21 protein-coding genes and 2 riboswitches are annotated in these 20,502 nt (G+C 43.7%); of the genes, 5 read left to right on the top strand and 16 right to left on the bottom strand.

Annotation, left to right across the window (positions count from 1 at the left end):
• The first annotated feature begins 69 nt into the window (after window positions 1-69).
• The 3 genes from MUN89_RS03940 (at window position 70) to MUN89_RS03930 (ending at window position 1,510) form a co-directional block, all read left to right on the top strand.
• Window positions 70-261 (top strand): hypothetical protein, encoded by a 192-nt coding sequence (locus MUN89_RS03940; protein ID WP_244711586.1) that lies wholly within the window; start codon window positions 70-72, stop codon window positions 259-261.
• Window positions 262-288: 27 nt separating this feature from the next.
• Window positions 289-651: a winged helix-turn-helix transcriptional regulator gene (locus MUN89_RS03935; RefSeq protein WP_244711584.1), complete on the top strand. Its 363-nt coding sequence runs from the start codon at window positions 289-291 to the stop codon at window positions 649-651.
• A 169-nt stretch (window positions 652-820) separates the two neighbouring features.
• The gene (locus MUN89_RS03930; RefSeq protein WP_244711583.1) at window positions 821-1,510 is read left to right on the top strand and encodes a Dph6-related ATP pyrophosphatase; all 690 of its coding nucleotides are present in this window, start codon (window positions 821-823) and stop codon (window positions 1,508-1,510) included.
• Between the two features lie 66 nt (window positions 1,511-1,576).
• On the opposite strand, the gene MUN89_RS03925 is transcribed toward MUN89_RS03930, so the two are convergent.
• From MUN89_RS03925 to MUN89_RS03885, 9 genes are all read right to left on the bottom strand, one after another.
• Window positions 1,577-2,569: a Gfo/Idh/MocA family protein gene (locus MUN89_RS03925; protein ID WP_244711581.1), complete on the bottom strand. Its 993-nt coding sequence runs from the start codon at window positions 2,567-2,569 to the stop codon at window positions 1,577-1,579.
• A 55-nt stretch (window positions 2,570-2,624) separates the two neighbouring features.
• Window positions 2,625-3,329 (bottom strand): GDSL-type esterase/lipase family protein, encoded by a 705-nt coding sequence (locus MUN89_RS03920; RefSeq protein WP_244711579.1) that lies wholly within the window; start codon window positions 3,327-3,329, stop codon window positions 2,625-2,627.
• A gap of 102 nt (window positions 3,330-3,431) precedes the next feature.
• Window positions 3,432-4,148, bottom strand: coding sequence for a CAP domain-containing protein (locus MUN89_RS03915; protein WP_244711578.1), 717 nt, complete (start codon window positions 4,146-4,148; stop codon window positions 3,432-3,434).
• Between the two features lie 154 nt (window positions 4,149-4,302).
• Window positions 4,303-5,751, bottom strand: a complete 1,449-nt coding sequence (locus tag MUN89_RS03910) for an aldehyde dehydrogenase family protein (RefSeq protein WP_244711576.1) — start codon at window positions 5,749-5,751, stop codon at window positions 4,303-4,305.
• 11 nt (window positions 5,752-5,762) lie between these two features.
• Window positions 5,763-6,815 (bottom strand): homoserine dehydrogenase, encoded by a 1,053-nt coding sequence (locus MUN89_RS03905; protein WP_244711574.1) that lies wholly within the window; start codon window positions 6,813-6,815, stop codon window positions 5,763-5,765.
• A 6-nt stretch (window positions 6,816-6,821) separates the two neighbouring features.
• A complete protein-coding gene (locus tag MUN89_RS03900; protein ID WP_244711572.1) occupies window positions 6,822-8,006 on the bottom strand; it encodes a M20 metallopeptidase family protein in 1,185 nt (394 codons plus the stop codon).
• Between the two features lie 13 nt (window positions 8,007-8,019).
• Entirely contained in the window at window positions 8,020-9,213 is a 1,194-nt protein-coding gene (locus tag MUN89_RS03895; protein ID WP_244711570.1) for a cystathionine gamma-synthase family protein, read from the bottom strand.
• Window positions 9,210-10,178 carry a cyclodeaminase gene (locus tag MUN89_RS03890; protein ID WP_244711568.1) on the bottom strand — a complete coding sequence of 323 codons (969 nt, stop codon included), beginning with the start codon at window positions 10,176-10,178 and terminating at the stop codon, window positions 9,210-9,212. Before MUN89_RS03890 ends, MUN89_RS03895 begins: the two co-directional genes overlap by 4 nt.
• 16 nt (window positions 10,179-10,194) lie before the next feature.
• On the bottom strand, window positions 10,195-11,397 hold the full coding sequence (locus tag MUN89_RS03885) for a M24 family metallopeptidase (protein ID WP_244711566.1): 1,203 nt from the start codon (window positions 11,395-11,397) through the stop codon (window positions 10,195-10,197).
• Window positions 11,398-11,608: 211 nt separating this feature from the next.
• Here MUN89_RS03885 and MUN89_RS03880 point away from each other — a divergent pair, with 211 nt between their 5' ends.
• The gene (locus tag MUN89_RS03880; protein WP_244711565.1) at window positions 11,609-12,832 is read left to right on the top strand and encodes a threonine synthase; all 1,224 of its coding nucleotides are present in this window, start codon (window positions 11,609-11,611) and stop codon (window positions 12,830-12,832) included.
• Window positions 12,833-13,304: 472 nt separating this feature from the next.
• Here the strand turns inward: MUN89_RS03880 and thiE are convergent, their stop codons facing one another.
• The 5 genes from thiE to thiW form a co-directional block, all read right to left on the bottom strand.
• Window positions 13,305-13,922 carry a thiamine phosphate synthase gene (gene thiE, locus MUN89_RS03875; RefSeq protein ID WP_244711563.1) on the bottom strand — a complete coding sequence of 206 codons (618 nt, stop codon included), beginning with the start codon at window positions 13,920-13,922 and terminating at the stop codon, window positions 13,305-13,307.
• Window positions 13,923-14,696 (bottom strand): hydroxyethylthiazole kinase, encoded by a 774-nt coding sequence (thiM, locus tag MUN89_RS03870; protein ID WP_244711562.1) that lies wholly within the window; start codon window positions 14,694-14,696, stop codon window positions 13,923-13,925.
• Window positions 14,693-15,496 carry a bifunctional hydroxymethylpyrimidine kinase/phosphomethylpyrimidine kinase gene (gene thiD / locus MUN89_RS03865; RefSeq protein ID WP_244711560.1) on the bottom strand — a complete coding sequence of 268 codons (804 nt, stop codon included), beginning with the start codon at window positions 15,494-15,496 and terminating at the stop codon, window positions 14,693-14,695. Before thiD ends, thiM begins: the two co-directional genes overlap by 4 nt.
• On the bottom strand, window positions 15,493-16,179 hold the full coding sequence (gene tenA, locus MUN89_RS03860; protein WP_244711558.1) for a thiaminase II: 687 nt from the start codon (window positions 16,177-16,179) through the stop codon (window positions 15,493-15,495). The genes thiD and tenA overlap by 4 nt, the downstream gene beginning before the upstream one ends.
• Before the next feature lie 48 nt (window positions 16,180-16,227).
• Window positions 16,228-16,335, bottom strand: a riboswitch (TPP riboswitch).
• A 6-nt stretch (window positions 16,336-16,341) separates the two neighbouring features.
• On the bottom strand, window positions 16,342-16,827 hold the full coding sequence (gene thiW, locus MUN89_RS03855; protein ID WP_244711556.1) for an energy coupling factor transporter S component ThiW: 486 nt from the start codon (window positions 16,825-16,827) through the stop codon (window positions 16,342-16,344).
• A gap of 87 nt (window positions 16,828-16,914) precedes the next feature.
• A riboswitch (TPP riboswitch) is annotated at window positions 16,915-17,024 on the bottom strand.
• A 112-nt stretch (window positions 17,025-17,136) separates the two neighbouring features.
• On the opposite strand from thiW, the gene MUN89_RS03850 reads away from it, so the two are divergent.
• Window positions 17,137-17,628, top strand: coding sequence for a DUF3221 domain-containing protein (locus MUN89_RS03850; protein WP_244711554.1), 492 nt, complete (start codon window positions 17,137-17,139; stop codon window positions 17,626-17,628).
• Window positions 17,629-17,656: 28 nt separating this feature from the next.
• Here the strand turns inward: MUN89_RS03850 and MUN89_RS03845 are convergent, their stop codons facing one another.
• On the bottom strand, window positions 17,657-19,336 hold the full coding sequence (locus MUN89_RS03845) for a PucR family transcriptional regulator (RefSeq protein ID WP_244711552.1): 1,680 nt from the start codon (window positions 19,334-19,336) through the stop codon (window positions 17,657-17,659).
• Window positions 19,337-19,353: 17 nt separating this feature from the next.
• Entirely contained in the window at window positions 19,354-20,319 is a 966-nt protein-coding gene (eutB, locus tag MUN89_RS03840) for a hydroxyectoine utilization dehydratase EutB (RefSeq protein ID WP_244711550.1), read from the bottom strand.
• Between the last annotated feature and the right edge of the window lie 183 nt (window positions 20,320-20,502).

The following is a 20,502-nucleotide window of genomic DNA, read 5'->3' as shown; positions in this document are numbered from 1 at the left end:
GTCGTTATAAAGAAAACGCAATAGAATTATATCAGAAATGTTTTCCGAACTAATTAGGAAGGTGATAACATGAGGAATAACATTAAACCTATCTTTCCACTCTCTGAAGAGTTCCTGGAATTGGTAGACTTATTAAACCAAATTTCCGATACTGCTGACGACGAAATCATTCCTCAGACGATGACCGTACTAAACAAAGTATATGCTCAAGGAATAATGGAAGGGTATCAAAAAGCAATTGATAAACAAAGCAAGGCATAAACTATCAAACAAACCGAGGTGAATCAGGTGAGGGATTATGAAACAGGAATAGACACCTCTCTCGAAGTCGTGTGCGGAAAATGGAAAGGGCTGATCTTATGGGAACTTCTCCATACTCACAAACTGCGATTCAATGAATTGCGACGCGCAATTAATGGCAATATCTCCTCCCGGATCCTGTCCCGTGAACTGAGCAAGCTGATTGAGGATGGGCTGGTAGAGAGGATTGATTATCAAAAAGTTCCTCCTAAAGTTGAATACCGCTTGACCCCTTACGGAAAAACGACTACTCCCTTTCTTAAGGCCATGAATAAATGGGGACTGGAGCATAAGAAGTATCAGTTATCCAGGCAGGAGATGGCAGAATTGGTAAATGACGAGCAAGGATAGCAGTAAGGCTTCAATTCAGTATTTATCAAGTTTATAAAAGCAGATCCTGGTATTCAGGGTCTGCTTTTTTCATAAAAGAGTTAAAAGTTGATTGTGGTACACTGGATAAACAGCGAATGAATTTAACTGCATCTATAAAAGAGGGGAACCATAAAAGGCGGGGAGAGCTTTGAAGAAGGTTAAAGGAAAAAAAGCTGCCGTGTGCTGGAGCGGAGGAAAAGACAGCTCACTAGCTTTATACCATGCTGTAAAGGAAAACAAGAATATCGTTTGTTTATTATCAATGGTATCAATACGTGATGAGCGTAATCATGCCCATGGAATAAAATTGGGGATCTTAAAATTGCAGGCCGAGGCTTTAAGTCTGCCTTTAATTTTAGTGGACTCCGCAGATCACTATGAAAGCTCCTTAATCTCGGCGCTTAAAGATTTAAAACTCCAATATGGCATAGAGGAAATAATTTTCGGAAGTTTATATGCGGAAGAAGACAGAAAATGGAATGAGCAAGTGGCCCGCAAAGCGGAACTCGAGCCTTTATTTCCAATCTGGATTGCAAAAGATAAGGCCCATAAGCTTCTTGAGGAATTTATTGAGCTTGGTTTTTCAGCAATCGTCTGCCGTGCTTCTGAAAAGCATTTTGACCAAACATGGGCAGGCCGGTTTTTGGACTGGCATTTTTTTAACGATATTCAGAATATGGATGTTTGTGTTATGGGTGAATACGGGGAATACCATACATTTGTATTGGATGGTCCTATGTTCCAAAACAAAGTAATCCTTACCCACTCTCAAATTATACTGAATGCTGGGCTTTGGTCTTTGGATATCACTCAGGGGCAATTGGATGATCGTGCATAACTCCATAGAAAGTGGTCTGCCCGTGTTTTTGGTGTATTTCCACGCCAAAAACACGGGCTCACTTTTTTAAACCGTATGATGATCAGCTGGAAAGCTGATTCCAATTTGATGGCGTGCCTCCTGAATGATTTGAGCCGTAATCAAACTGTTTTCTAACGAATTCACTTGTGACTGATCTTTCCCTTCTTCGACGATCTTAATAAATTCTTTCATTTCATAATACATAGGATGCTGTAAACCATCAGATGAGAATTCTTCCTGTTCCCCATCTGTATACTGAATGCTAACTTCTTCCGGCTCAGAAATATTCGGTATGATCATGGTTCCTTTTTCTCCCTGGATTTCAGAAGCAGAAAAAGAATTTATTATTTTTGAATGCATGATGACAGCTTCCATATCGTTATAGGAAGCGAGAATACTTCCTTCTCCATCTACACCAGATTCAAGCTTCACTCCACTTGCTTGAATTTGCGAAGGCTGCCCAAAAAGAACGGCCATAGGATAAATTCCATACACCCCTAAATCCATAAGCGACCCATTTGAAAATTTAGGATTAAAGGCATTAAGTATAGTTCCCTCTTTATACGCATCATAACGGGAAGAATATTTACAGAAGTTCCCTACGTATCGGCGGATCTTTCCAAGCTTATGTAAGTTCTCCTGAACAAAAATAAATCCTGGATGAAGCGTTGATTTAACTGCTTCCATCAACACCACCTTGTGTTCTTTCGCAGCTTTCATCATTACAGCAGCTTCCTGTTGGTTGGAAGCAAGCGGCTTCTCACATAGGACATGTTTTCCTCGGCTCATACAGGTCACTGCCTGTTCTGCATGAAATGCGTTGGGACTGGCAATATAAACTGCATCAATGCTGTCACTATTGGCAAATTCCTCCACGGATGTAAATGTGAATTCAGCTCCATATTTCCTGGCAAACGTCTTCGCCTTTTCCTCCGTCCGTGAGTAAACAGCGGTAAGCTTAAACTCTTCCATCGTACTTGCAGCTTCTAAGAGTTTTTCTGTAATAGTATTTGTCCCGATGATTCCAAACCGTATCATTAGTTATCCTCCTAACCTTAAAGTTGTTAAGAGTATTATAACACTGAATTCATTTTCAGCTATGCAAAGCCCTCAACCCAATTCTGGCTAATACCTTCTGCCCTTCCGATGTTGGGTGCACATCTTTAGGGAGAATATATTCCGGATGACCTTTAAAAGCCTTATATGCGTTCACAAGCTTTACTTCAGTAAAATGACTTAATAATTCAACTAAAGAGGCATACTGCTTGTTGATGTAGCTTAACGGCGTATTTAACTTATCTCCCGCAGCAGGATATGGATTGTATATGTTGTATACAATGATTTTGGCATCCGTGAGTTTATCGAGGGTCAAAATCGTGCCGTATACATTAAAAAGTAAGTCTCTGATGACTGGAGCAATTTCTTCAACCGTTACATTTTTTAAGCCTTTGTTCTTTTTGACTACATTAAGTAAATCATTTCCTCCAATATATACGAGCACGTAGTCTGCGTCTCTAATGGTTTCACGGAAAACCTTATTTGTTTTTACCGCTTGGAGCAATTCTTTAGAAGTAAGACCGGGTATTCCTAGGTTTGTCACTTCAAGTCCAGCTTTGTTACCTATTAAGTAGGGAAACGCCGCACCTGAAGGCATTTTATTATCCACAGTTAAATTATATCCATAAGGAATTGAATCGCCGATCGCAACAAGATGACCTCCTTCTTTAGCTTCCGCTGAAAAGGGAGTTAACAATTGGGTGATCATAAGTATAACTAGGATTACTTTCATCGGCTTCATAACCATACTCCCCTTCCAAATGCGCCTTTCTTATGTTTCTCATTTTTTCTCAGCTCATGAATTTTAAGATAGAAAAGCAAGACGCAACATGCGCCCTGCTTTTTATTTGCCTATAAACATTTGGGACCAGTATGAACCATCTTCGGAATAACCTACTCCAATATGGGTTAAGTTTTTATTCATGATATTTTTACGGTGTCCCGGGCTGTTCAGCCAGCCTTTTACTACTTGATCTGGTGTCTGCTGTCCTGCAGCGATATTTTCCGCAGCTGTACGATAATCGACTCCAAATTGTTTTAGCATTTGGAATGGTGAACCGTAAGTCGGAGACGTATGGGAGAAATAATTCTTCTTAGCCATATCATCTGTTTTCTTTTGGGCTACTTTAGCGACTTCCGGATCAATTTTTAATGGGTCAAGCCCTTGTTTTTTACGAGCTTTGTTCGTTAATTGGACAACTTGCTCTTGAAAAGCACCATTGACTTGATCGACACGGTTTTCATTTGTATTGACTTGGTCACCATTTTTATCATATTGCTCCGCTTGATCAAACTGGTTCGGCGTTTGAGTCGTTCCATTAGGATTTAATCCTTCATATGGAATGTTTGCATCAAAACGATTCTGCCCAGGGATAATCCGCTGAATATACCCCTGCTGGCGATCACTGTACTGACCTGGCTTTCCTTGGTTTTGAGGTCCATAGTTGACTTGATTATAATCGTATTTTCCACGATCCATAGCACCTTCATTGGTGTTACAAGCTGCTAAGACACTTACCATAAACACTAAGGAAAGGATCGAAAATAGTCCTTTTTTCATGTTGTACTTCCTCCTTAGGAATTCATCACATTTAATATTTACTTTCGTGACGAACTTATCCTATAAGGATCTTTCCAATTTTTCACGAAAAAAGTCAGGATGTAAATATCTAGCTTTGTTTCCAATAAGAAAGGACGCCGAAGCGTCCCATTGGTTACAGCATATTTTCTTGTAATCGGAAGCATACGACTTTTTGCTCTGTCATCGTATTCATGGCATATTGGATACCTTCTCTGCCGATACCCGACCGTTTCGTACCACCGAAAGGCATCGCATCAATCCGATAATCACTGCTGTCATTAATCATAATGCCTCCAACATCCATATGCTTAATGGCATAGAAAGCATGATTGATGTCAGCTGTAAAAATCCCCGCCTGCAATCCGTAATCGACGTTATTTGATTTTTGGACGGCCTCTCTCAAGTCAGATACGGATTCAATTAATACGACCGGTCCAAAAATTTCTTCTTTTGAAATTTTTGCAGTTTCCGCTACACCCGTTAATACAGTAGGGGAATAAAAGGCACCGCTCCGTTTTCCACCAGTTTCAACTTTTGCACCGGTTGAAACGGCTTCTTCCACCCATTCTTCCACCCGTTCGGCTTCTGTTTCATTAATCATCGGCCCGATATCAGTCAATTCATCCATCTTATCTCCAACATTTAATTCTTCCGTGCGGCTGACAAACGTATCCAGAAAGGAAGAATAAAGCTCTTCTTCAACATAAATCCGCTGTACTCCAATACAATTCTGCCCTACAGCTGAAAAGGCTCCTGACACACAAGATTGCACAGCATCGTGAAGGTCCGCGTCTTTTAATACGATCACTGGGGAATTTGATCCCAGTTCCATACTCACTTTTTTCGTTCCGGCCTTTTGAGTGATTTTTTCCCCTGCATTTGGTCCGCCGGTAAAAGAAATGACTTGAACAGCTGGATGAGTGACGAGTTCTTCCCCAATTTCTCTTCCCGAACCTGTAATTACTGACAAAAATCCTTCGGGCAGACCTGCTTCAACAAAAGCTTCTGCCAGCAATAAGGCACTCAACGGTGTAACCGAAGCTGGTTTTACAACAATCGCATTACCAGCTGCGATAGCCGGACCTATTTTGTGAGCCACTAGGTTGAGCGGGTCGTTAAAAGGGGTGATTGCCCCTATAACACCTACAGGAAATCTGTAATGATACCCTACTCTATTTTCACTTCCTTCATTCTGGTCAAAATTAATGGTTTCACCATTCAGCCTTCTTGCTTCTTCTGCACTGATTTGAATGGTTTGTGCTGCTCTTTTAACTTCTCCGCGTGCTTCATTAATCGTCTTGCTTCCTTCGGAGGCAATGGTTTGGGCAAAAGTCTCTGCATGCTCCTTCATATAAGCGGCTACTTTATTCAACACCTTAATGCGTTCATGAGTCGGCCATACTTCGGTATTGCGAAAAGCCTCATCTGCTTTTTCTATAGCCGTAATCATCTCTTTCTTTGAGGCCAAAGGAACCGTTGCAATCGGCTGGTTATTCTGAGGATTACACACTTCGAACGTATCTTCAGCATGTACCCATTTTCCAGCCAGCAACATTTTAACGGCTTTTACTTTTGTATGCATAAGACCCCTCCTCAGATTTTCGCAAAGCTGTTCTGCTTCTGAAAATGAATCAAATCAATAAGCAGGGAATAACCGGTTTCTTTCAGCCCTGCTCCAGCCCCTGTGAGCATAATCGGTCCTGCTAAATCACAGTCATAAAGAATGGCATTGGTTGACCCTGTTACCGCAGCGAGTGGATCATCAGCCGCCAATTTCTCTGGTTTTACACTTGCTGACACTTGACCATTACTAAGCGTGACTCTGGACAGCAACTTCCATTTCGCCCCTTCTTTAAGAGCCTGCTGCACGTCATCTACAGTTAAGTTGGTAATTCCGGCACATTCCACTTCAGTATGAGAAAGAGGAACGCCCATTATATAATTGGCTAAGATGGCGGTTTTATAGCGGGCATCAAACCCTTCCACATCACTTGTAGGATCAGCTTCGGCATAACCAAGCTTTTGAGCTTCGCTTAAGGCTTCTTCATAAGAATGCCCTTTTTCCATTTCTGTCAAAATGTAATTGGTCGTACCATTTAGAATTCCTTTAATCTCGGTGATTTCATTTCCAGCAAGCGCAATCTTTGGCATACGTAAGGCAGGTGTCCCGCTCATGACCGTTCCTTCAAATCCAAAATAAACTCCGTGATCAGCTGCCATTTCCGCAAGTTCCTGATAAGCAAGCGCGATCGGTCCTTTATTTGTTGTAATCACGCTTTTTTGGTGCTTAAAAGCAGTGCGACAGTGTGAAATAGCAGGTTCTCCCGTTTTTACATCCGTAAAAGTGACTTCAACAATAATATCGGCGTTCGTTTTTTCGATGGTTTCAAGGCTGGTCATTCCTTTCACCGTATGCGCTCCGTCTGAATAAGCTTCTACGCTTCCCTCTTCGCGAACACAACGGAGAAGTTCAGTTATCTCTAAGCCACCCGGGTCGTACACCGCACCTTTTTTCATATCTGCTACTGCAACGACCACCGTTTCAAGTCCGTGTTTATTATTTAAATCCTCCCTCCGTTCTTCCAGAATTTCCGCTAATGCCTGGCCGACGCCACCAAAGCCAATAAAGGCAATTTTTGCAGCCATTCGGACTCACTCTCCTTTCCATAAGAGGTGTTGGATACTCTTCATAAAAATCGTTACTCCGTGAACCATGGCCCGTTCATCTATATCAAATTCAGGGTGGTGCAGACTTCTTTCTGGATCTAAGCCGCATCCAAGAAAAAACAGTGCACCAGGATATTTTGCTGTCATGTGGCTGAAGTCTTCACTTCCCATGCCAAAGGGTTCCTCGACGATCCTCAACCCTTCAGCAGCTTTTCTAATCACTTGGTTGATTTCCGGGTGATTAACAAGAGCAGGTTCTCCCTTTTGAATATCCAGCTCAAAACTTCCTCCCATCGTTGTTACAATTTGGGCCGTCTGTTTGAGCTCTTGAACAAGCAATTCCCGAACCTCACTAGTGTAGGAACGCATCGTCCCCTTGATGTTCACTGTGTGAGGAATCACATTATTTGAATGGCCGGCGTGGATCTCCCCAACACTAAGTGTGCCAACGTCGAGTGGGTTCACTTTCCGGCTGTTTAAGCTGTACAATGCCTGCAGAATAAACGTTGAGATCCACACAGGGTCAGTAACATGCTGAGGATAGCCTGCATGCCCCCCGCTTCCGTTAATCGCGAGTTCGAAATTATCATTATTGGCCATGCTTGGGCCGTCATGAATCTGGATGCTTCCTGTTTCTCTCCACGGGCACATATGAAGGGCTAAAACACGGTCTAACCTTTCAAGTTTTCCGGAGTTTAACATCTTTACTGCTCCAGTATCGCCTTTTTCATCACAATCTTCTTCGGCCGGCTGGAAGATCAGCTTAACGGTGCCTTGAAGAAACTCCGAATGGGCTGCTTCAGCAAGTAATTTTGCCGTTCCTAATAGAATGGCCATATGAGCATCATGACCACAGGCATGCATCACTCCTGGATGCCGCGAAGTAAAGGACTCTTTGGACTGTTCCTGGATCGGTAAAGCATCCATATCAGCTCTAAGGCCGATGATTGGACCTTCCCCCATATTCAAGGTGGCTATAATTCCGTGCCCTCCGACTCCGCTTTCTATTTCAAAAGCGTCCAGTGCTTTTAGCTCAAGAAGAATCTTTTCGCTGGTCATTCTTTCTGAAAAGCTCAATTCAGGGAAGCTGTGAAAATGACGCCGCAGTTCCACAAGCTTTGGATATAAGTCTTCGACCTGGGAAGCTAAGTCCGTCACTTTGATCGTCATCAGTCTACCACTCCTAACTTTGAACGGTTGTATGAATCGCTTGAAAAGCCTGATGAAGATCCTGCTTTAAGTCTTCAATATCCTCGATGCCTGCTGAATAACGAATCAGCCCTTCCGGAATTCCCATAGCCGCCCTTTCTGCCGGTGTACATTCCACGTGGCTTGTAGTTCGCGACGGGCCAACAACCGTTTCTACTGAGCCCAGGTTTGCTGCCCGGTTGGCGAACTGTAATTGCGGAAGGAATTGACGCACGGTTTCTACTCCTCCTCGCACAGCGAAACTGAGGACGCCGCCGAAGCCTTTCATCTGTGTCTTCGCAATATCATGATTTGGATGATCAGGCAGACCTGGATAATAAACACCTTCTACAAGCTCAAAACCTTTTAGATACTCTGCGATTTCCTGAGCATTTTTATTTTGCTGCTCGACTCTAAGCTTCAGCGTTTTCATCCCGCGGAGGAGCAGATAAGCAGCCATAGGGTCCAGCGTCGCTCCATTGATTTCACGGTAATGATACACCGCCTCAACAAGCTCTTTGCTGCCGCAAACAACCCCGCCGAGGGCGTCTGCATGACCGCCAAGGAACTTGGTTGCACTATGAATAACTAAATCTGCCCCGAGCTCAATTGGATTCTGGTTGACTGGGGTTGCAAATGTGTTATCAACAATTACAGTGGCACCGACGGATTTGCCTGCTTTAGCCATGCGCTTAATGTCTGTAATCTTAACTGTTGGGTTCGTAGGGCTTTCCAAATAGAGAACTTTACAGCCTTTCGCTATTTCCCGTTCGATCGCTTCATGATCCCCTGTATCGCAAAGCATAACTTCTATTTGCTGTTTAGGAAGAAACTCAGTAAAAATTTTATTGGTTCCGCCATACGTATCTTTGATGGACACGACACGGTCACCAGGAAACAGCAGCGTACCGAGGGTGTTGCTGATCGCAGCCATTCCCGTTGAAAAGCTCGTTGAAGCTTCCGCATTCTCCAGGATTCGGACTTTTTCTTCAAATGCCTGGACGGTAGGGTTTGTGTTTCTGCCATAAATATGTCCTGGTTTATTTCCTATTGCCACTTCATACCATTCATCCATATCTTCATAACCAAAGGAAACACTGTGCACAACTGGAACTTGAGTAGCTCCAAATGCTAAAGAATCCTTCTCGCCAGCCCAAATTGATTTTGTACCAAACTTTGTCTCTTTCATCGATATACGCCCCCTTTAGAATCTAAAAGTTCGAAAGCAAATCGTGCGATCGCAGTATCCTGAACTCCCGTTCCTGTTAGATCACAGATGGTTATTTGTTCGCTATTCGAACGCCCTTGTTTTTGTCCACTGGTGATTTCACCTAATTCCAAAGCCTGCTGTATCGCTTTATCATTTTCATGGACCATCCGCATCTCTCCAAGTCTTAACGACTGGGATTTCACATCACACGTAAACAGATCAGCTGAAAGAACTGCTTTCGCTTCAAGCTCCTGTTTGTGTTCAGCATCAGACCCCATGGCCGTGATATGAAGTCCGGGATGCATCCATTCTGCTTTTATAATGGGTTCTTTAGCCGGTGTAGTGGTCATCACAATATCGCTTTCAGTAACCACAGTTTCAGGTGAACGGCAAACGATCACGTCCACCCCAAGCTTCCGTTCCATATCCTCTTTATAGACATCTGCCTGCTCCTGTCTCCTTCCAAACACAAGCACCCGTTCAATGGAACGCACTTGCATGAGGGCTTCCAGCTGTAAACGGGCCTGGGCTCCTGCCCCAATGACTCCCGCAGTTTTACTATCTTTCCTGCTCAAATGTCTGGCGGCAACAGCTCCAGCAGCAGCAGTACGAATATCCGTCAGCAACCCGTTATCTGCAAGCACAGCCTTAGGCATCCCTGTTTCTGAGCTAAGAAGGATCATTAGTCCATTTGCACTTGGCAGTCCCTTTTGCGGGTTATTAAAAAATCCGGAGGAAAGCTTCACGGCAAAGCTGTCATACCCGCTGATATAAGCGGATTTAATGTCCACCTCTCCGTTATGCTCAGGGACATCCACTCTCATAATCGGTGGCATTTGGACAGATTTAGTCTGTAATGCTGTAAAGGCATCCTCAATAACTTGAATCACTTCTTTATTTAACTGCACGACTTTTTCAATTTGATCCCTGTTAAAAAGGTGCATCTCAGCCACCTCCTCTTTAACTGATTTGTCCGCTTAAATCCAGATGGTCGCGAACGATTAACTCCTCTGGATAGGTAGTAAATTTTTCGCAGCCTCTATCTGTAACCCTGAATGTCGAGCTTATTTCTATGCCGTCCGTATCAAACCACAAAGCCGGAATCAGGTGAAAAGTCATATTCTGCTTTAACACTGTGGTATCTCCTTTGCGGATGCTCGCGGTATGCTCACCCCAGTCCGGCGGGTAATTTAAACCGACAGAATAGCCTAATCTCGATTCCTTTTCAAAACCGTATTTCTTAATACTCTTGCGCCATACTTCTTCTAAGTCACTGCACGTGACCCCTGGCTTTGCAGCTGTAAGAACGTTTTGGATTCCTTCTAAAACAACAGGAGCCAAATATTGCAGCTTTTCGCCAGGTTGGCCGATAGACACGGTTCGTGCCAGTGGCACATGATAACGTTTGTAGCAGCCTGCCAGCTCTACAATGACCGCATTCCCTTCCACAAAAGGCCGTTCTGTCCAAGTTAAGTGGGGAATGGACGTCTGGTCACCAGTTGGTAAAAGAGGGACAATCGCTGGGTACTCGCCCCCATGTTCAGGGGTTCCTTTTACTAAGTGATAATAAATTTCAGCCGCTGTATCGCATTCGCGAACTCCAGGGCTTATACTTTGAACACCTTTGGCCATCGCGAGGTCTGCTATTTTAGCAGCCCGTCTCATATATTCAATTTCCTGGTCTGATTTCACAATTCTCACTTGATTTACGATCAGGGTTCCATCGTGAAAAGCGGCGTTTGGCAGCCCTCTTTTTAACCGTTCCAAGGCCATGCCCGTGAAATAATAGTGGTCCATTTCCACCGCAATATTCCGGTTCCCCTGTCCTATTTGCGAAAGAATCTCCGCAATAAAATCCATCGGGTGGTAGGTCGTCGAATGAACATAATAATCTGGGTAAGCAATCACATTTTCATCATAGATCCAAGTGGTGGCGCGGGCTCCATTGGCATCCTGAAACCTTCCGATCCAAAGTGGCTGTGGTTCATCGACAATAATTACCATCATCTGGTGTACATAAAAAGACCAGGCATCATAGCCGGAAAGGTAATTCATGTTTGCCGGATCTGTGATGAGCAGTACTTCGATTCCTTTTTCCTCCATACGCTCTTTGGTCTCTTTAAGTCGCTGATGATATTCTAAAATATCAAAAGGAAGCACCATTGTTATTCCCCCTCCTACCATTTATCTGAATATTAAAATAATGGTACTTTCATTGTATTCAACGAAATTTATGAATGTAATGTAAAAAGTGTATGAATTTTTTAAGAGACGTTTTATACAAATTAGCGTGTCCGCAGCGAAACAGGCTTTCCCAAGTCAGCAGCCGAGTATGATAGGATGGAAGAAAATATACTTAATTAAGGGGATGAACATGAAGTATAGCTATGTATCTCACTTGTCCTGTCCAAAGTGCTCGATCGTCTATTCTTGTGATGAACCACAACATTTGTGTGAAGCGTGCGGATCTCCTTTGCTCGTCGGTTACGACCTTTCTTCTCTTAAAACCGATTGGTTAAAAGAAGATTTAACTACGAGAGCTCCTGACTTATGGCGCTATCATGAGCTGCTTCCCGTTCAAAACAAAGCCCACGTAGTTACACTCGGTGAAGGGATGACACCATTGATTAGACTCTCCTCACTGAGTAAGGAAATAGGAATTGAACCGCTGTTTTTGAAAGATGAAGGAGTGATTCCAACAGGGGCATTTAAAGCAAGAGGGGCTGCTGTAGGCGTTTCTAAAGCGAAGGAACTTGGGGTTGAGGAGATCGCTATGCCAACAAACGGAAATGCAGGAGCTGCGTGGTCTTTATATGCAGCAAGAGCAAATATTAAATCAACGATCGTCATGCCGATTGACGCGCCTAAAATCACCCGCAATGAATGTGCAGTTTCAGGGGCCGATTTGTTTCTTGTGGACGGCCTGATCAGTGATGCAGGAAAAATTGTCAGCCAGGCTGTAAAAGAACGCGGAATCTATGATGTATCCACTCTCAAAGAGCCGTACCGGATTGAAGGAAAAAAAACGATGGGTCTTGAAATTGCAGAGCAATTAAATTGGGAGCTTCCAGATGTCCTTCTCTACCCTACAGGGGGAGGAGTCGGCCTGATTGGGGTGTATAAAGCCTTTAAGGAGCTTCAAGCGCTCGGCTGGCTGAAAAATGATAAGCTTCCCCGATTAGTCGCCGTTCAGTCTTCAGGATGTGCCCCGATTGTCGAAGCATGGAAGGAAGGCAGACGTGAGTCCAGCTTTTGGGAAAACTCAGAGACGGTTGCTTTTGGCATCAACGTCCCTAAAGCAATTGGAGATTTTCTTGTGCTGGATGCTGTTTACGAAACAGAAGGCTGTGCTGTTTCAGTGGATGACTCCGCTCTTTTACAAGAACAAAAACTGGCAGCTGAAAAAGAAGGTACGTTTATATGCCCGGAAGGAGCCGCCTGCTTTGCTGCTGCCCGGAAATTAAGAGAGGAAGATTGGATTAAAAAAGGAGAATCGGTAGTGGTTCTAAACACTGGAGCTGGGATAAAATATCCAGATACGGTCGATTTAGACGTTCCTACGCTGGGACCAGACGAATCCATTCCCGCTTCCTCCTGAATCAATAGAGCGCTGGGACATGATGAAAAGCATCCCAACTAAAGACGACCAATGAACGGTAAGAAAATTATAAAACCACCAATGGTTCTGAATATTGATAAGAAGAAAAGGGTCAGGGAAACGCTCGCTTTCCATGGGCGACGGCAAGTCTCCTCAGCCTGCGGCTTCCGGAGCCTTTCCCTGTCTTTTTGTTCCCATAAGAGTCTCTCGTTTCCCTTCCCTTTTTACAAAATAGAAACTTTCATCCTCTTATCTCAAAAGCTTAAGCAATTAGAATTCAAAAGAAAAGCAAGTTCCAACTCTTATTATCATGAGATACTTCCACAGGGATGAAAAACACAGTAAAGTAAGCTTCTTGATGCCAGTCAATACTAAGGCGAATCCAATTCAGTTGTACTTGTATTTGCCTCAAAAAAACTGTCTGACAGTTCGACAATCTAAAGATGCGATCTTTGATTAGATCGCATCTTTTTCATAGATTCTCTACAGCTTCTTTCACATTTGCAGCTTTCGTTATGGCTGATACTACGGCTACACCATCTGCTCCCGCATTTATTACAAAACGGGCGTTTTCGACAGTGATGCCCCCTATTCCTACAAGAGGAAGATGAGGATGAGAACTTCTAAGGCTCTCCAGCCAGCTTGTTCCGACAACCGGGCTTGCATCATGCTTGGTCGTAGTTGGAAACACAGGCCCTGCCCCTAGATAGTCGACTAATTCAACTGGACTTTTTTCTACTTCTTCATCATTGGACACAGAAAGCCCAATAATGAGATCCGGATATTTCGGCCGCAGGTCGTTCACGCTCTGGTCGTCCTGTCCTACATGAATACCATCCGCTTGTAATGCATGGATTAATTCGACGTCATCATTCACGATGAACAATACGTCATGCTTTTGGCAGAGAGCCCTTAGCTTTAACCCCAGTTCTATTTTTTCTTCTCCTTGAAGCGAATGGGGGCCTTTTTCACGGAATTGAAAAGCTGTAATTCCGCCAGCAATCGCCTCTCGTAAAATTTCTTCAGGATTTCTTGAACAGTCCTGGCTGCCCATGACTAAATACTTTCTAAGCCTCAAGGAAAGGTCCATTTACATTAGTCCCTTCTCTAGAGTATCCGGTTCCATAGTCAGCGCATCCAAAAATTGCGGAAGAAATGTACCAGGTCCGTTCACACCGCTTTGAGAAGCAGCATACGCAGCTGCCATACCGTAATATTTCACAGCGGCATAAGCCTTCTCTAAATTCTCTCCTTCAACGGAGAGACAGGCTGTAATAATTGATCCGAGCAGGCAGCCCGCGCCTGTCACTTTAGAAAGCAAAGCATGGCCTGTCTCATTCGTAAGGGTCTGCTTTCCATCACTTACCGTGTCGACTTTTCCAGTTAAGACGGCTATCGTTTGAAAGTGTACGGCTACTTTTCCGGCAATTTCCTGACTGTTCCCCTCGCCAACTGCATCGACACCTTTGGTTTCCAGCTCGATTCCGACTAGATGAGCAAGCTCACCTGCATTCCCCTTGATCACATCGGGGTGAACCTGCTCTACGATTCTTTGAAAAGCCTCGGTTCTAAAATTGGTTGCGGCTACACCAACTGGATCAATCACGACCGGGATGCCTGCTTCATTTGCAGCCTTACCAGCTTCTATCATGGCTTCAAGCTGGGCTTCAGTCAAAGTGCCGATATTGATAAGCACCCCATTTGAAAGCTTTGCCACATCTGCTGCATCTTCTTTAGCATTTGCCATAATCGGGGAAGCTCCAAAAGCAAGCAGCCCATTTGCGCTAAAATTCATCACTACTGCATTTGTTAAGTTATGAATCAAAGGTTCCTGCGCTCTTACTTTCTGTACAATCTCATTCATTTATGACCTGCCTCCTCACGAATAGCCCAATGATTAGTTGGTCCGCTTCCTGAACCAATATTAAAGGAAGAGCGGATAGCTGCAGTAACAAAGTGTTTCGATTGATCAACCGCCTGAACAAGATCACAGTCTTGGCTTAAATAAGCGGTAATCGCTGCAGAATACGTACAGCCGGTTCCATGAAGGTTTTTTGTCTCTATTCTTTCTGCTGAAAAGGAATGAATCTTATCGCCGTCAAATAGGAAATCGACCGCTTTCCCGTTTAAATGGCCCCCTTTAACAAGAGAAGCACCGGCTCCCAGCTTCGTCACAATTTCTTCAGCCGCGATTTGCATATCTTCGGTCGTTTCAATTTTTTTCCCAAGCAAATCCTCTGCTTCTGGAATGTTTGGGGTTACGACTGAGGCAAAAGGAAGCAACTGGTCTCTCAACCACGTTCTCGACTCCTCCTCAATGAGCGGATCCCCACTTTGTGCAACCATCACCGGATCCATGACATAAGGAGCGGAAACTTCGGGGATCCAATCAGCAATAGCTTTCATCATTTCCTTACTGGCGATCATCCCCGTTTTAAACGCGTGAATGGGCATATCCGATGAGATGGACTCAAGCTGATTTCTCAATATTTCAACCGGCAGGTGATGTACCGCTTGTACGCCTGTCGTGTTTTGGGCAACAACAGAGGTTATAACGGACATCCCGTAACTCTTTATTTCCTGAAAAGTTTTTAAATCGGCTTGTATCCCAGCCCCGCCGCTGGGATCAGTACCGGCAATCGTTAAAGAACAAGGAATTCTCATTTTACCACCACCTTTTCGGAAGGCCATTGCTCACAATTATAAGCCATATCCCAGAAGGCCCATTCTAACTGGCAGCTCTTGCGGAAGGCATCTTTCAACCTGGCTTCCTTAGCTTCAGACACGTTTTCTGCTAACTCATCCAGCCGGCTGCGCAAATGGTCCGTTAACTCTTCCATTTCCCCATCTGCATAAAAGTGAATCCAAGGGGAAAAAGGATGATCTTCGCCAGGCTGGAAGCGGTCACGCAGATGCTTACCGATTTCCAAATACGTCCATGGACAAGGAAGCTGAGCTGCTAAAATTTCACTTAAGTCTCCGTAATGAGCATGATAAAGCATATGCTTCACATAATGATCTGCTGTAGGAGGCAGAGCGTATCCTTGAAGGTCTTCATAGCGAATTCCGATAACCTCACAAAGGTTACGGTGAGGGTGGATTTCGCTGTTTAAGACAAAATTAATTTGTTCGTTATAAAATAGGATATCCTCCCGGGCGGAAGACTTGGAGATCGCTGTTCCATAAATTTGCATGAAAGCATTCAAGTATTCATAATCTGCTTTTACATAATGGGCAATGGACTCAGCAGGAAGATTCCCTTCGCCAAGCCCTCTAACAAATGGATGATCAAAAATTGCTTCGAATAAATCATTATTTTCTTTTCTTAGTAATTCTGTAAATGTCACAAATATGGCCTCCTTCATAAAGTTCGGAAGCTACTAGTGGAGAGATTTGGAGAGATATGACTACTTTCCTCCGCTGGCATAATCCAGATCAGGTAGTAAGGGACAAAGGCTTGATCAGCCTTATCTCAGCGAATCATCGCGCCCCTAGTAGTTTCCAATAGATTAGAATGTTGGTAACGCACGACTTGGCTTCATGCGTACGACAAGAAACCAGCCGATTAATGCTCCCGTAAAGCTGCTGATTAAAAAGGAAGGGAGAAAAACAAAAGCTCCTCCAGCGCTTCCCATAAGGACGTGGGCATAAGGTACAGATACTAAAGAACCGATTAAACCTGTGCCCATGACTTCCCCAAGCGCGCTGTAAATCGGCCTTTGAAACAGCCGGTAAAGAATGCCTGAAAGGAATGCTCCAATCATTGCCCCAGGGAAAGCAAGCAAAGTACCGATCCCCAACAGATTCCTTAATACTCCGATTACAAATGCGATACCGACAGCCGGCAGCGGGCCAAGTGTAACCGCCGCAATCACATTAACAGCGTGCTGAACAGGATAGGCTTTTGCAATACCTGCTGGAAACCACAGCCACTGAGAACCAAGGGTCCCGATAGCTGCCAGCACAGCCATCCTAGTTAACGTGCGGGTTTTCATTGTCATTTACCTCCCTTTCTAAGGGACAAGACGAAAAAAAACCAGATTCAAAAAGAATCTGGTTTTGAAAAGGCAGCGTATATCGTAAAAGTCGATTTACTACTTCCCTCCGCTGGTCTTAACCAGATCAGGTTTGTAAGAGTCGGAAAGCTTCATTGCTTTCCTCTCAGCCCGTTCAGGCCCCCCTAGTAGTTTTGCATGGTTATTCACTTGGTATTTTCATCTTAACAAAGAAGGCACCAGCTGTCACTTTGTAACCATTTCAAACTCTCAACGACTAAATAAATAGACAGGCAGGGAGGAATTTGCATGAAGATGAATCGATTATCCATTTTATTTGGAATGATCACTTTATTAGCAGGATGTCAGACTGACGCGAAAGAAGAATCCACTCCTATCACTGGTTTTGTGACCGACCAAAAAGAAGACAGGATTTTAATTACGGAGTCGCCAAGTTCAAAATCAAACAGCAATCCCAGAGCGGTTTGGGTGGCACAAGTTCCGGAGAAGGAATGGGAGGGGTATAAGGTTAAGGTATGGCTGGAAGGTCCTGTGCAGGAATCTTATCCTGAACAGGCAGAGGGAGGAAAGGTGAAAAAGGTAGATGTCTCAAGGAATGAAGAAACTGATTTGACGCAGCAGGAAGCGTTAAAGAAGGCGCTTGACCTTAACCAGTCTGCCAAAGAAGCATTTGCAGTAGAGTCGATCAGTTACCAGCCGGAATTAGATCGATGGAAAATTGCTCTGCAGAAAATTGTATCTGCTGGGGAAACCGTCGTGGAAGAAATTCCTGATCAATAAAAAAGAGCGTTTCCCAACAGAGAGACGCTCATTCCTTAACTTTTTTCAGCATCCATAATCGTACGCTTAACTCTAACAGAAATAAATCATCCGCATTTAAGAGAGACAGCCCTGTTAATTGTTCGATATTCCTCAGCCTGTGCAGCAAAGACTGCCGGTGAAGATTAAGGGCACGGGCGGTCTGACTGACATTGCTGTTGTATTTATTATAAATAATAAACGTATGAATTAAGTCCGTCTGCCGTCTTTGATCGTAGTCGATCAGCTGCGCCAGGGTGTCTTCCACGATGCCTTCTACCCCTTTATCATGAGAAAGCCGCATTAACAGCCGGTTCATCTTCGTATCACTGAAAAATGTACGTTCCCCTTCTTCATGCTGCTGACGCCCAATATTTAATGCGGTTACGGCTTCATCATAGCTTTGATAAAAAGTGTAAATTCCCTCTTTGTGAAGAGATATTCCCCAGGAAATAACAATCCCGGCCAGCAATTCATTCAACCGCCGCTCTACTAAGTCTAAAAACTGATTAGCCGTTTCCGCATAGGGGTGAGAATCAGCTTCTAAATAGACAATCACTTCCCCATTTTCAAACGTCGTCATCGTTCTACGGTTTAACACATCTCCTGCGTGAGTAACTTCTTTTTGAATATAATAGTTCCTGCTGTGCATGGAAGAAGATTTCACCGGGTGGTCCACTGAACCGATATGGGCATCCACTTTTTTCTTAAATCGAATGTTTCCGACAAGACAAATGTACGGACGGTTCAAATCATAGCCGAGCAATTGAGCTTTTGATAATAAATGGTCATCGATCTCTACTCCGGATTTAGCTAAATCAAGTAAGAAATTATCCTTTAAGCGGATTTCCGTCATCTCGATGGCATTTTCTTTGACAAAATAAAGGGCGCATGCGGTTAACGCATGCTCGAGAATATTCAGCACAACCCAGCTTAACTCCCGGTCATCTGCAGGTTTAAACAACAAATATCCTTGCTTTTTATAATTCGATAGAATGGTTAATTGATAACATTCTTCCTCTTTAAAGCGGTATTTTTCAATATAATGATATAAAGGATGTTCACTAAAAGGGATTGGAGGAACAAGTTCATACTCTCCGTTCACCTCTCCGTTTAAAATATCAATTAACCGTTTATCAAAATGATGATTGGCCCGGATGACTTTATTATGGTCACTGATGGCAACAGGAATTTTTGTGTTTTCATACAAAATCGTCGTAATTTCCTGTAGTCCTTTTCCATTGAGAACACAATTAATTAGTTCCTGCCGCAGTTCTTCCGCCTGTTGTTGTTCTTCTTCTTTTTCTTTACTTATTTCGCGCAGTACTTCCTGAATTACATCACCAAACCTCACTTCCCAAGGGATCTCAATGACGACCAGATCATTCTGTTCAGCTAATTGTTCAATCCGATCGGGTACTTTGTAAATGTATCTTCCTGTCGCAAACGCAAGAGCAGACGCTCCGGAATGAATGACATCTTTTACGTATTCTTCGAGGCAAATCGGGTCGTCTCCGCAGCCGATACCTGTACTGAGAACAAACTCATTTCTCCGCACAAAGTTCTCTACAGGAGTTTCGATAACCGATATCCACTCTACCGCTTTTTCATCTTTGATCGATTTTCCTGCCAGAATTTTGGCTTTTTCCAAGACCGGCAGCTGCAAAATTCTCTCCACTGTGATCCCCATGTTCTCACCCCTATAGGTTAACTAGTCTTAATCACCTGCTCGATGGTCTGGTGATCGACATTATTGCCGCTTACAATTACAGCGATATGCTGATTCCTTAATGATTTCTGTTCCAGCAGCCATCCTATTCCAGCAGCCGCCGCTCCTTCAACAACCATCTTATGAAGATCCATTAGTGTTAACATGCCGCGGGCAATCGAGGTTTCTGGAACTAGAACCCCTTCATCCATATACTCCCTTGTCATTGTAAAAGTATATTGGTTGCTCCGTCCTAAACCACCTAGAAGACTATCTGCCAGCGTTTCTGCCTCCTGCATAACGATAGGACTGCCTTGCTTCAGGCTTTCATACATAACGGCGGATTGCTCCATAGACACGCCTGTGACTTGAATAGAGGGATCAATATTCTTTAAAGCGAACCCGACTCCTGAAAGCAGACCTCCTCCTGACAGAGGGACAATCACTTGCTCTAAGTCCGGACATTGCTCCATCAGCTCTAATCCAATTGTTCCCTGTCCGGCAATAATTTCTAAATCATCAAAAGGTTTGATGATATTGATTCCCTGCTCTTTTTCCAGCTGATAACAGTATTCTTCTGCGTCATCCTGACTACTGCCCACAATTTTCACTTCTGCTCCTAACCGCTTCAAACGGTTCACTTTTTCTTGAGGAACGCGGTTGGAAATACATACGGTCGCTTTAATCCCCATCTGCTGTCCAACATAAGCTACAGCAATCCCGTGATTCCCTGTTGAAAAAGTAGCGATTCCTTGCTTTTTTTCTTTATCCGATAAGGATAAAATCTTGTTTGCAGCTCCTCGCAGTTTAAACGCACCTGTTGGCTGGTCATTCTCCAGCTTCAAATAAATATGGGATTCCAACTGTCGTGATAAGGGCTCCGAGTACAAAAGCGGTGTATAGGAAGCGAGTGAAGAAATTCTTTTTTTTGCTTTCCAAAGGTCGCGTGGGACCAGCTGTACCATCAAATTCCTCCTTTAGTCAAGTATATGAACTTATTATTCAGATTTTTCTGATAAAAAAATCGAAAAAAAGATCGATTTCCTTAATTATAATTCAATTTCTGCAGGGAAGAAAAGAAACGGGGAGAATTTCTAACGCTCCAACCATAAAGAAAACTGCCAGAGCTGTAAAGCCCTGGCAGTTTC

This window comes from Halobacillus salinarum (assembly GCF_022919095.1).
Lineage (GTDB): Bacteria > Bacillota > Bacilli > Bacillales > Halobacillaceae > Halobacillus_B > Halobacillus_B salinarum.
Note: the sequence above shows the minus strand (reverse complement) of the source record. Positions and strands in the feature narration are given on the sequence as shown.

What these genes read in the sequence shown, in the direction of transcription:
- MUN89_RS03895 (WP_244711570.1), bottom strand. Translation starts at nt 9,213, where the DNA reads ATGAAAGAGACAAAGTTTGGTACAAAATCAATTTGGGCTGGCGAGAAG.
- thiD (WP_244711560.1), bottom strand. Translation starts at nt 15,496, where the DNA reads ATGAGAATTCCTTGTTCTTTAACGATTGCCGGTACTGATCCCAGCGGC.
- MUN89_RS03850 (WP_244711554.1), top strand. Translation starts at nt 17,137, where the DNA reads ATGAAGATGAATCGATTATCCATTTTATTTGGAATGATCACTTTATTA.
- MUN89_RS03905 (WP_244711574.1), bottom strand. Translation starts at nt 6,815, where the DNA reads ATGGCTGCAAAAATTGCCTTTATTGGCTTTGGTGGCGTCGGCCAGGCA.
- MUN89_RS03940 (WP_244711586.1), top strand. Translation starts at nt 70, where the DNA reads ATGAGGAATAACATTAAACCTATCTTTCCACTCTCTGAAGAGTTCCTG.
- eutB (WP_244711550.1), bottom strand. Translation starts at nt 20,319, where the DNA reads ATGGTACAGCTGGTCCCACGCGACCTTTGGAAAGCAAAAAAAAGAATT.
- MUN89_RS03925 (WP_244711581.1), bottom strand. Translation starts at nt 2,569, where the DNA reads ATGATACGGTTTGGAATCATCGGGACAAATACTATTACAGAAAAACTC.
- thiE (WP_244711563.1), bottom strand. Translation starts at nt 13,922, where the DNA reads ATGGACCTTTCCTTGAGGCTTAGAAAGTATTTAGTCATGGGCAGCCAG.
- MUN89_RS03880 (WP_244711565.1), top strand. Translation starts at nt 11,609, where the DNA reads ATGAAGTATAGCTATGTATCTCACTTGTCCTGTCCAAAGTGCTCGATC.
- MUN89_RS03910 (WP_244711576.1), bottom strand. Translation starts at nt 5,751, where the DNA reads ATGCATACAAAAGTAAAAGCCGTTAAAATGTTGCTGGCTGGAAAATGG.
- MUN89_RS03915 (WP_244711578.1), bottom strand. Translation starts at nt 4,148, where the DNA reads ATGAAAAAAGGACTATTTTCGATCCTTTCCTTAGTGTTTATGGTAAGT.
- MUN89_RS03845 (WP_244711552.1), bottom strand. Translation starts at nt 19,336, where the DNA reads ATGGGGATCACAGTGGAGAGAATTTTGCAGCTGCCGGTCTTGGAAAAA.
- MUN89_RS03890 (WP_244711568.1), bottom strand. Translation starts at nt 10,178, where the DNA reads ATGCACCTTTTTAACAGGGATCAAATTGAAAAAGTCGTGCAGTTAAAT.
- MUN89_RS03900 (WP_244711572.1), bottom strand. Translation starts at nt 8,006, where the DNA reads ATGACGATCAAAGTGACGGACTTAGCTTCCCAGGTCGAAGACTTATAT.
- thiM (WP_244711562.1), bottom strand. Translation starts at nt 14,696, where the DNA reads ATGAATGAGATTGTACAGAAAGTAAGAGCGCAGGAACCTTTGATTCAT.
- MUN89_RS03920 (WP_244711579.1), bottom strand. Translation starts at nt 3,329, where the DNA reads ATGAAGCCGATGAAAGTAATCCTAGTTATACTTATGATCACCCAATTG.
- thiW (WP_244711556.1), bottom strand. Translation starts at nt 16,827, where the DNA reads ATGAAAACCCGCACGTTAACTAGGATGGCTGTGCTGGCAGCTATCGGG.
- MUN89_RS03885 (WP_244711566.1), bottom strand. Translation starts at nt 11,397, where the DNA reads ATGGTGCTTCCTTTTGATATTTTAGAATATCATCAGCGACTTAAAGAG.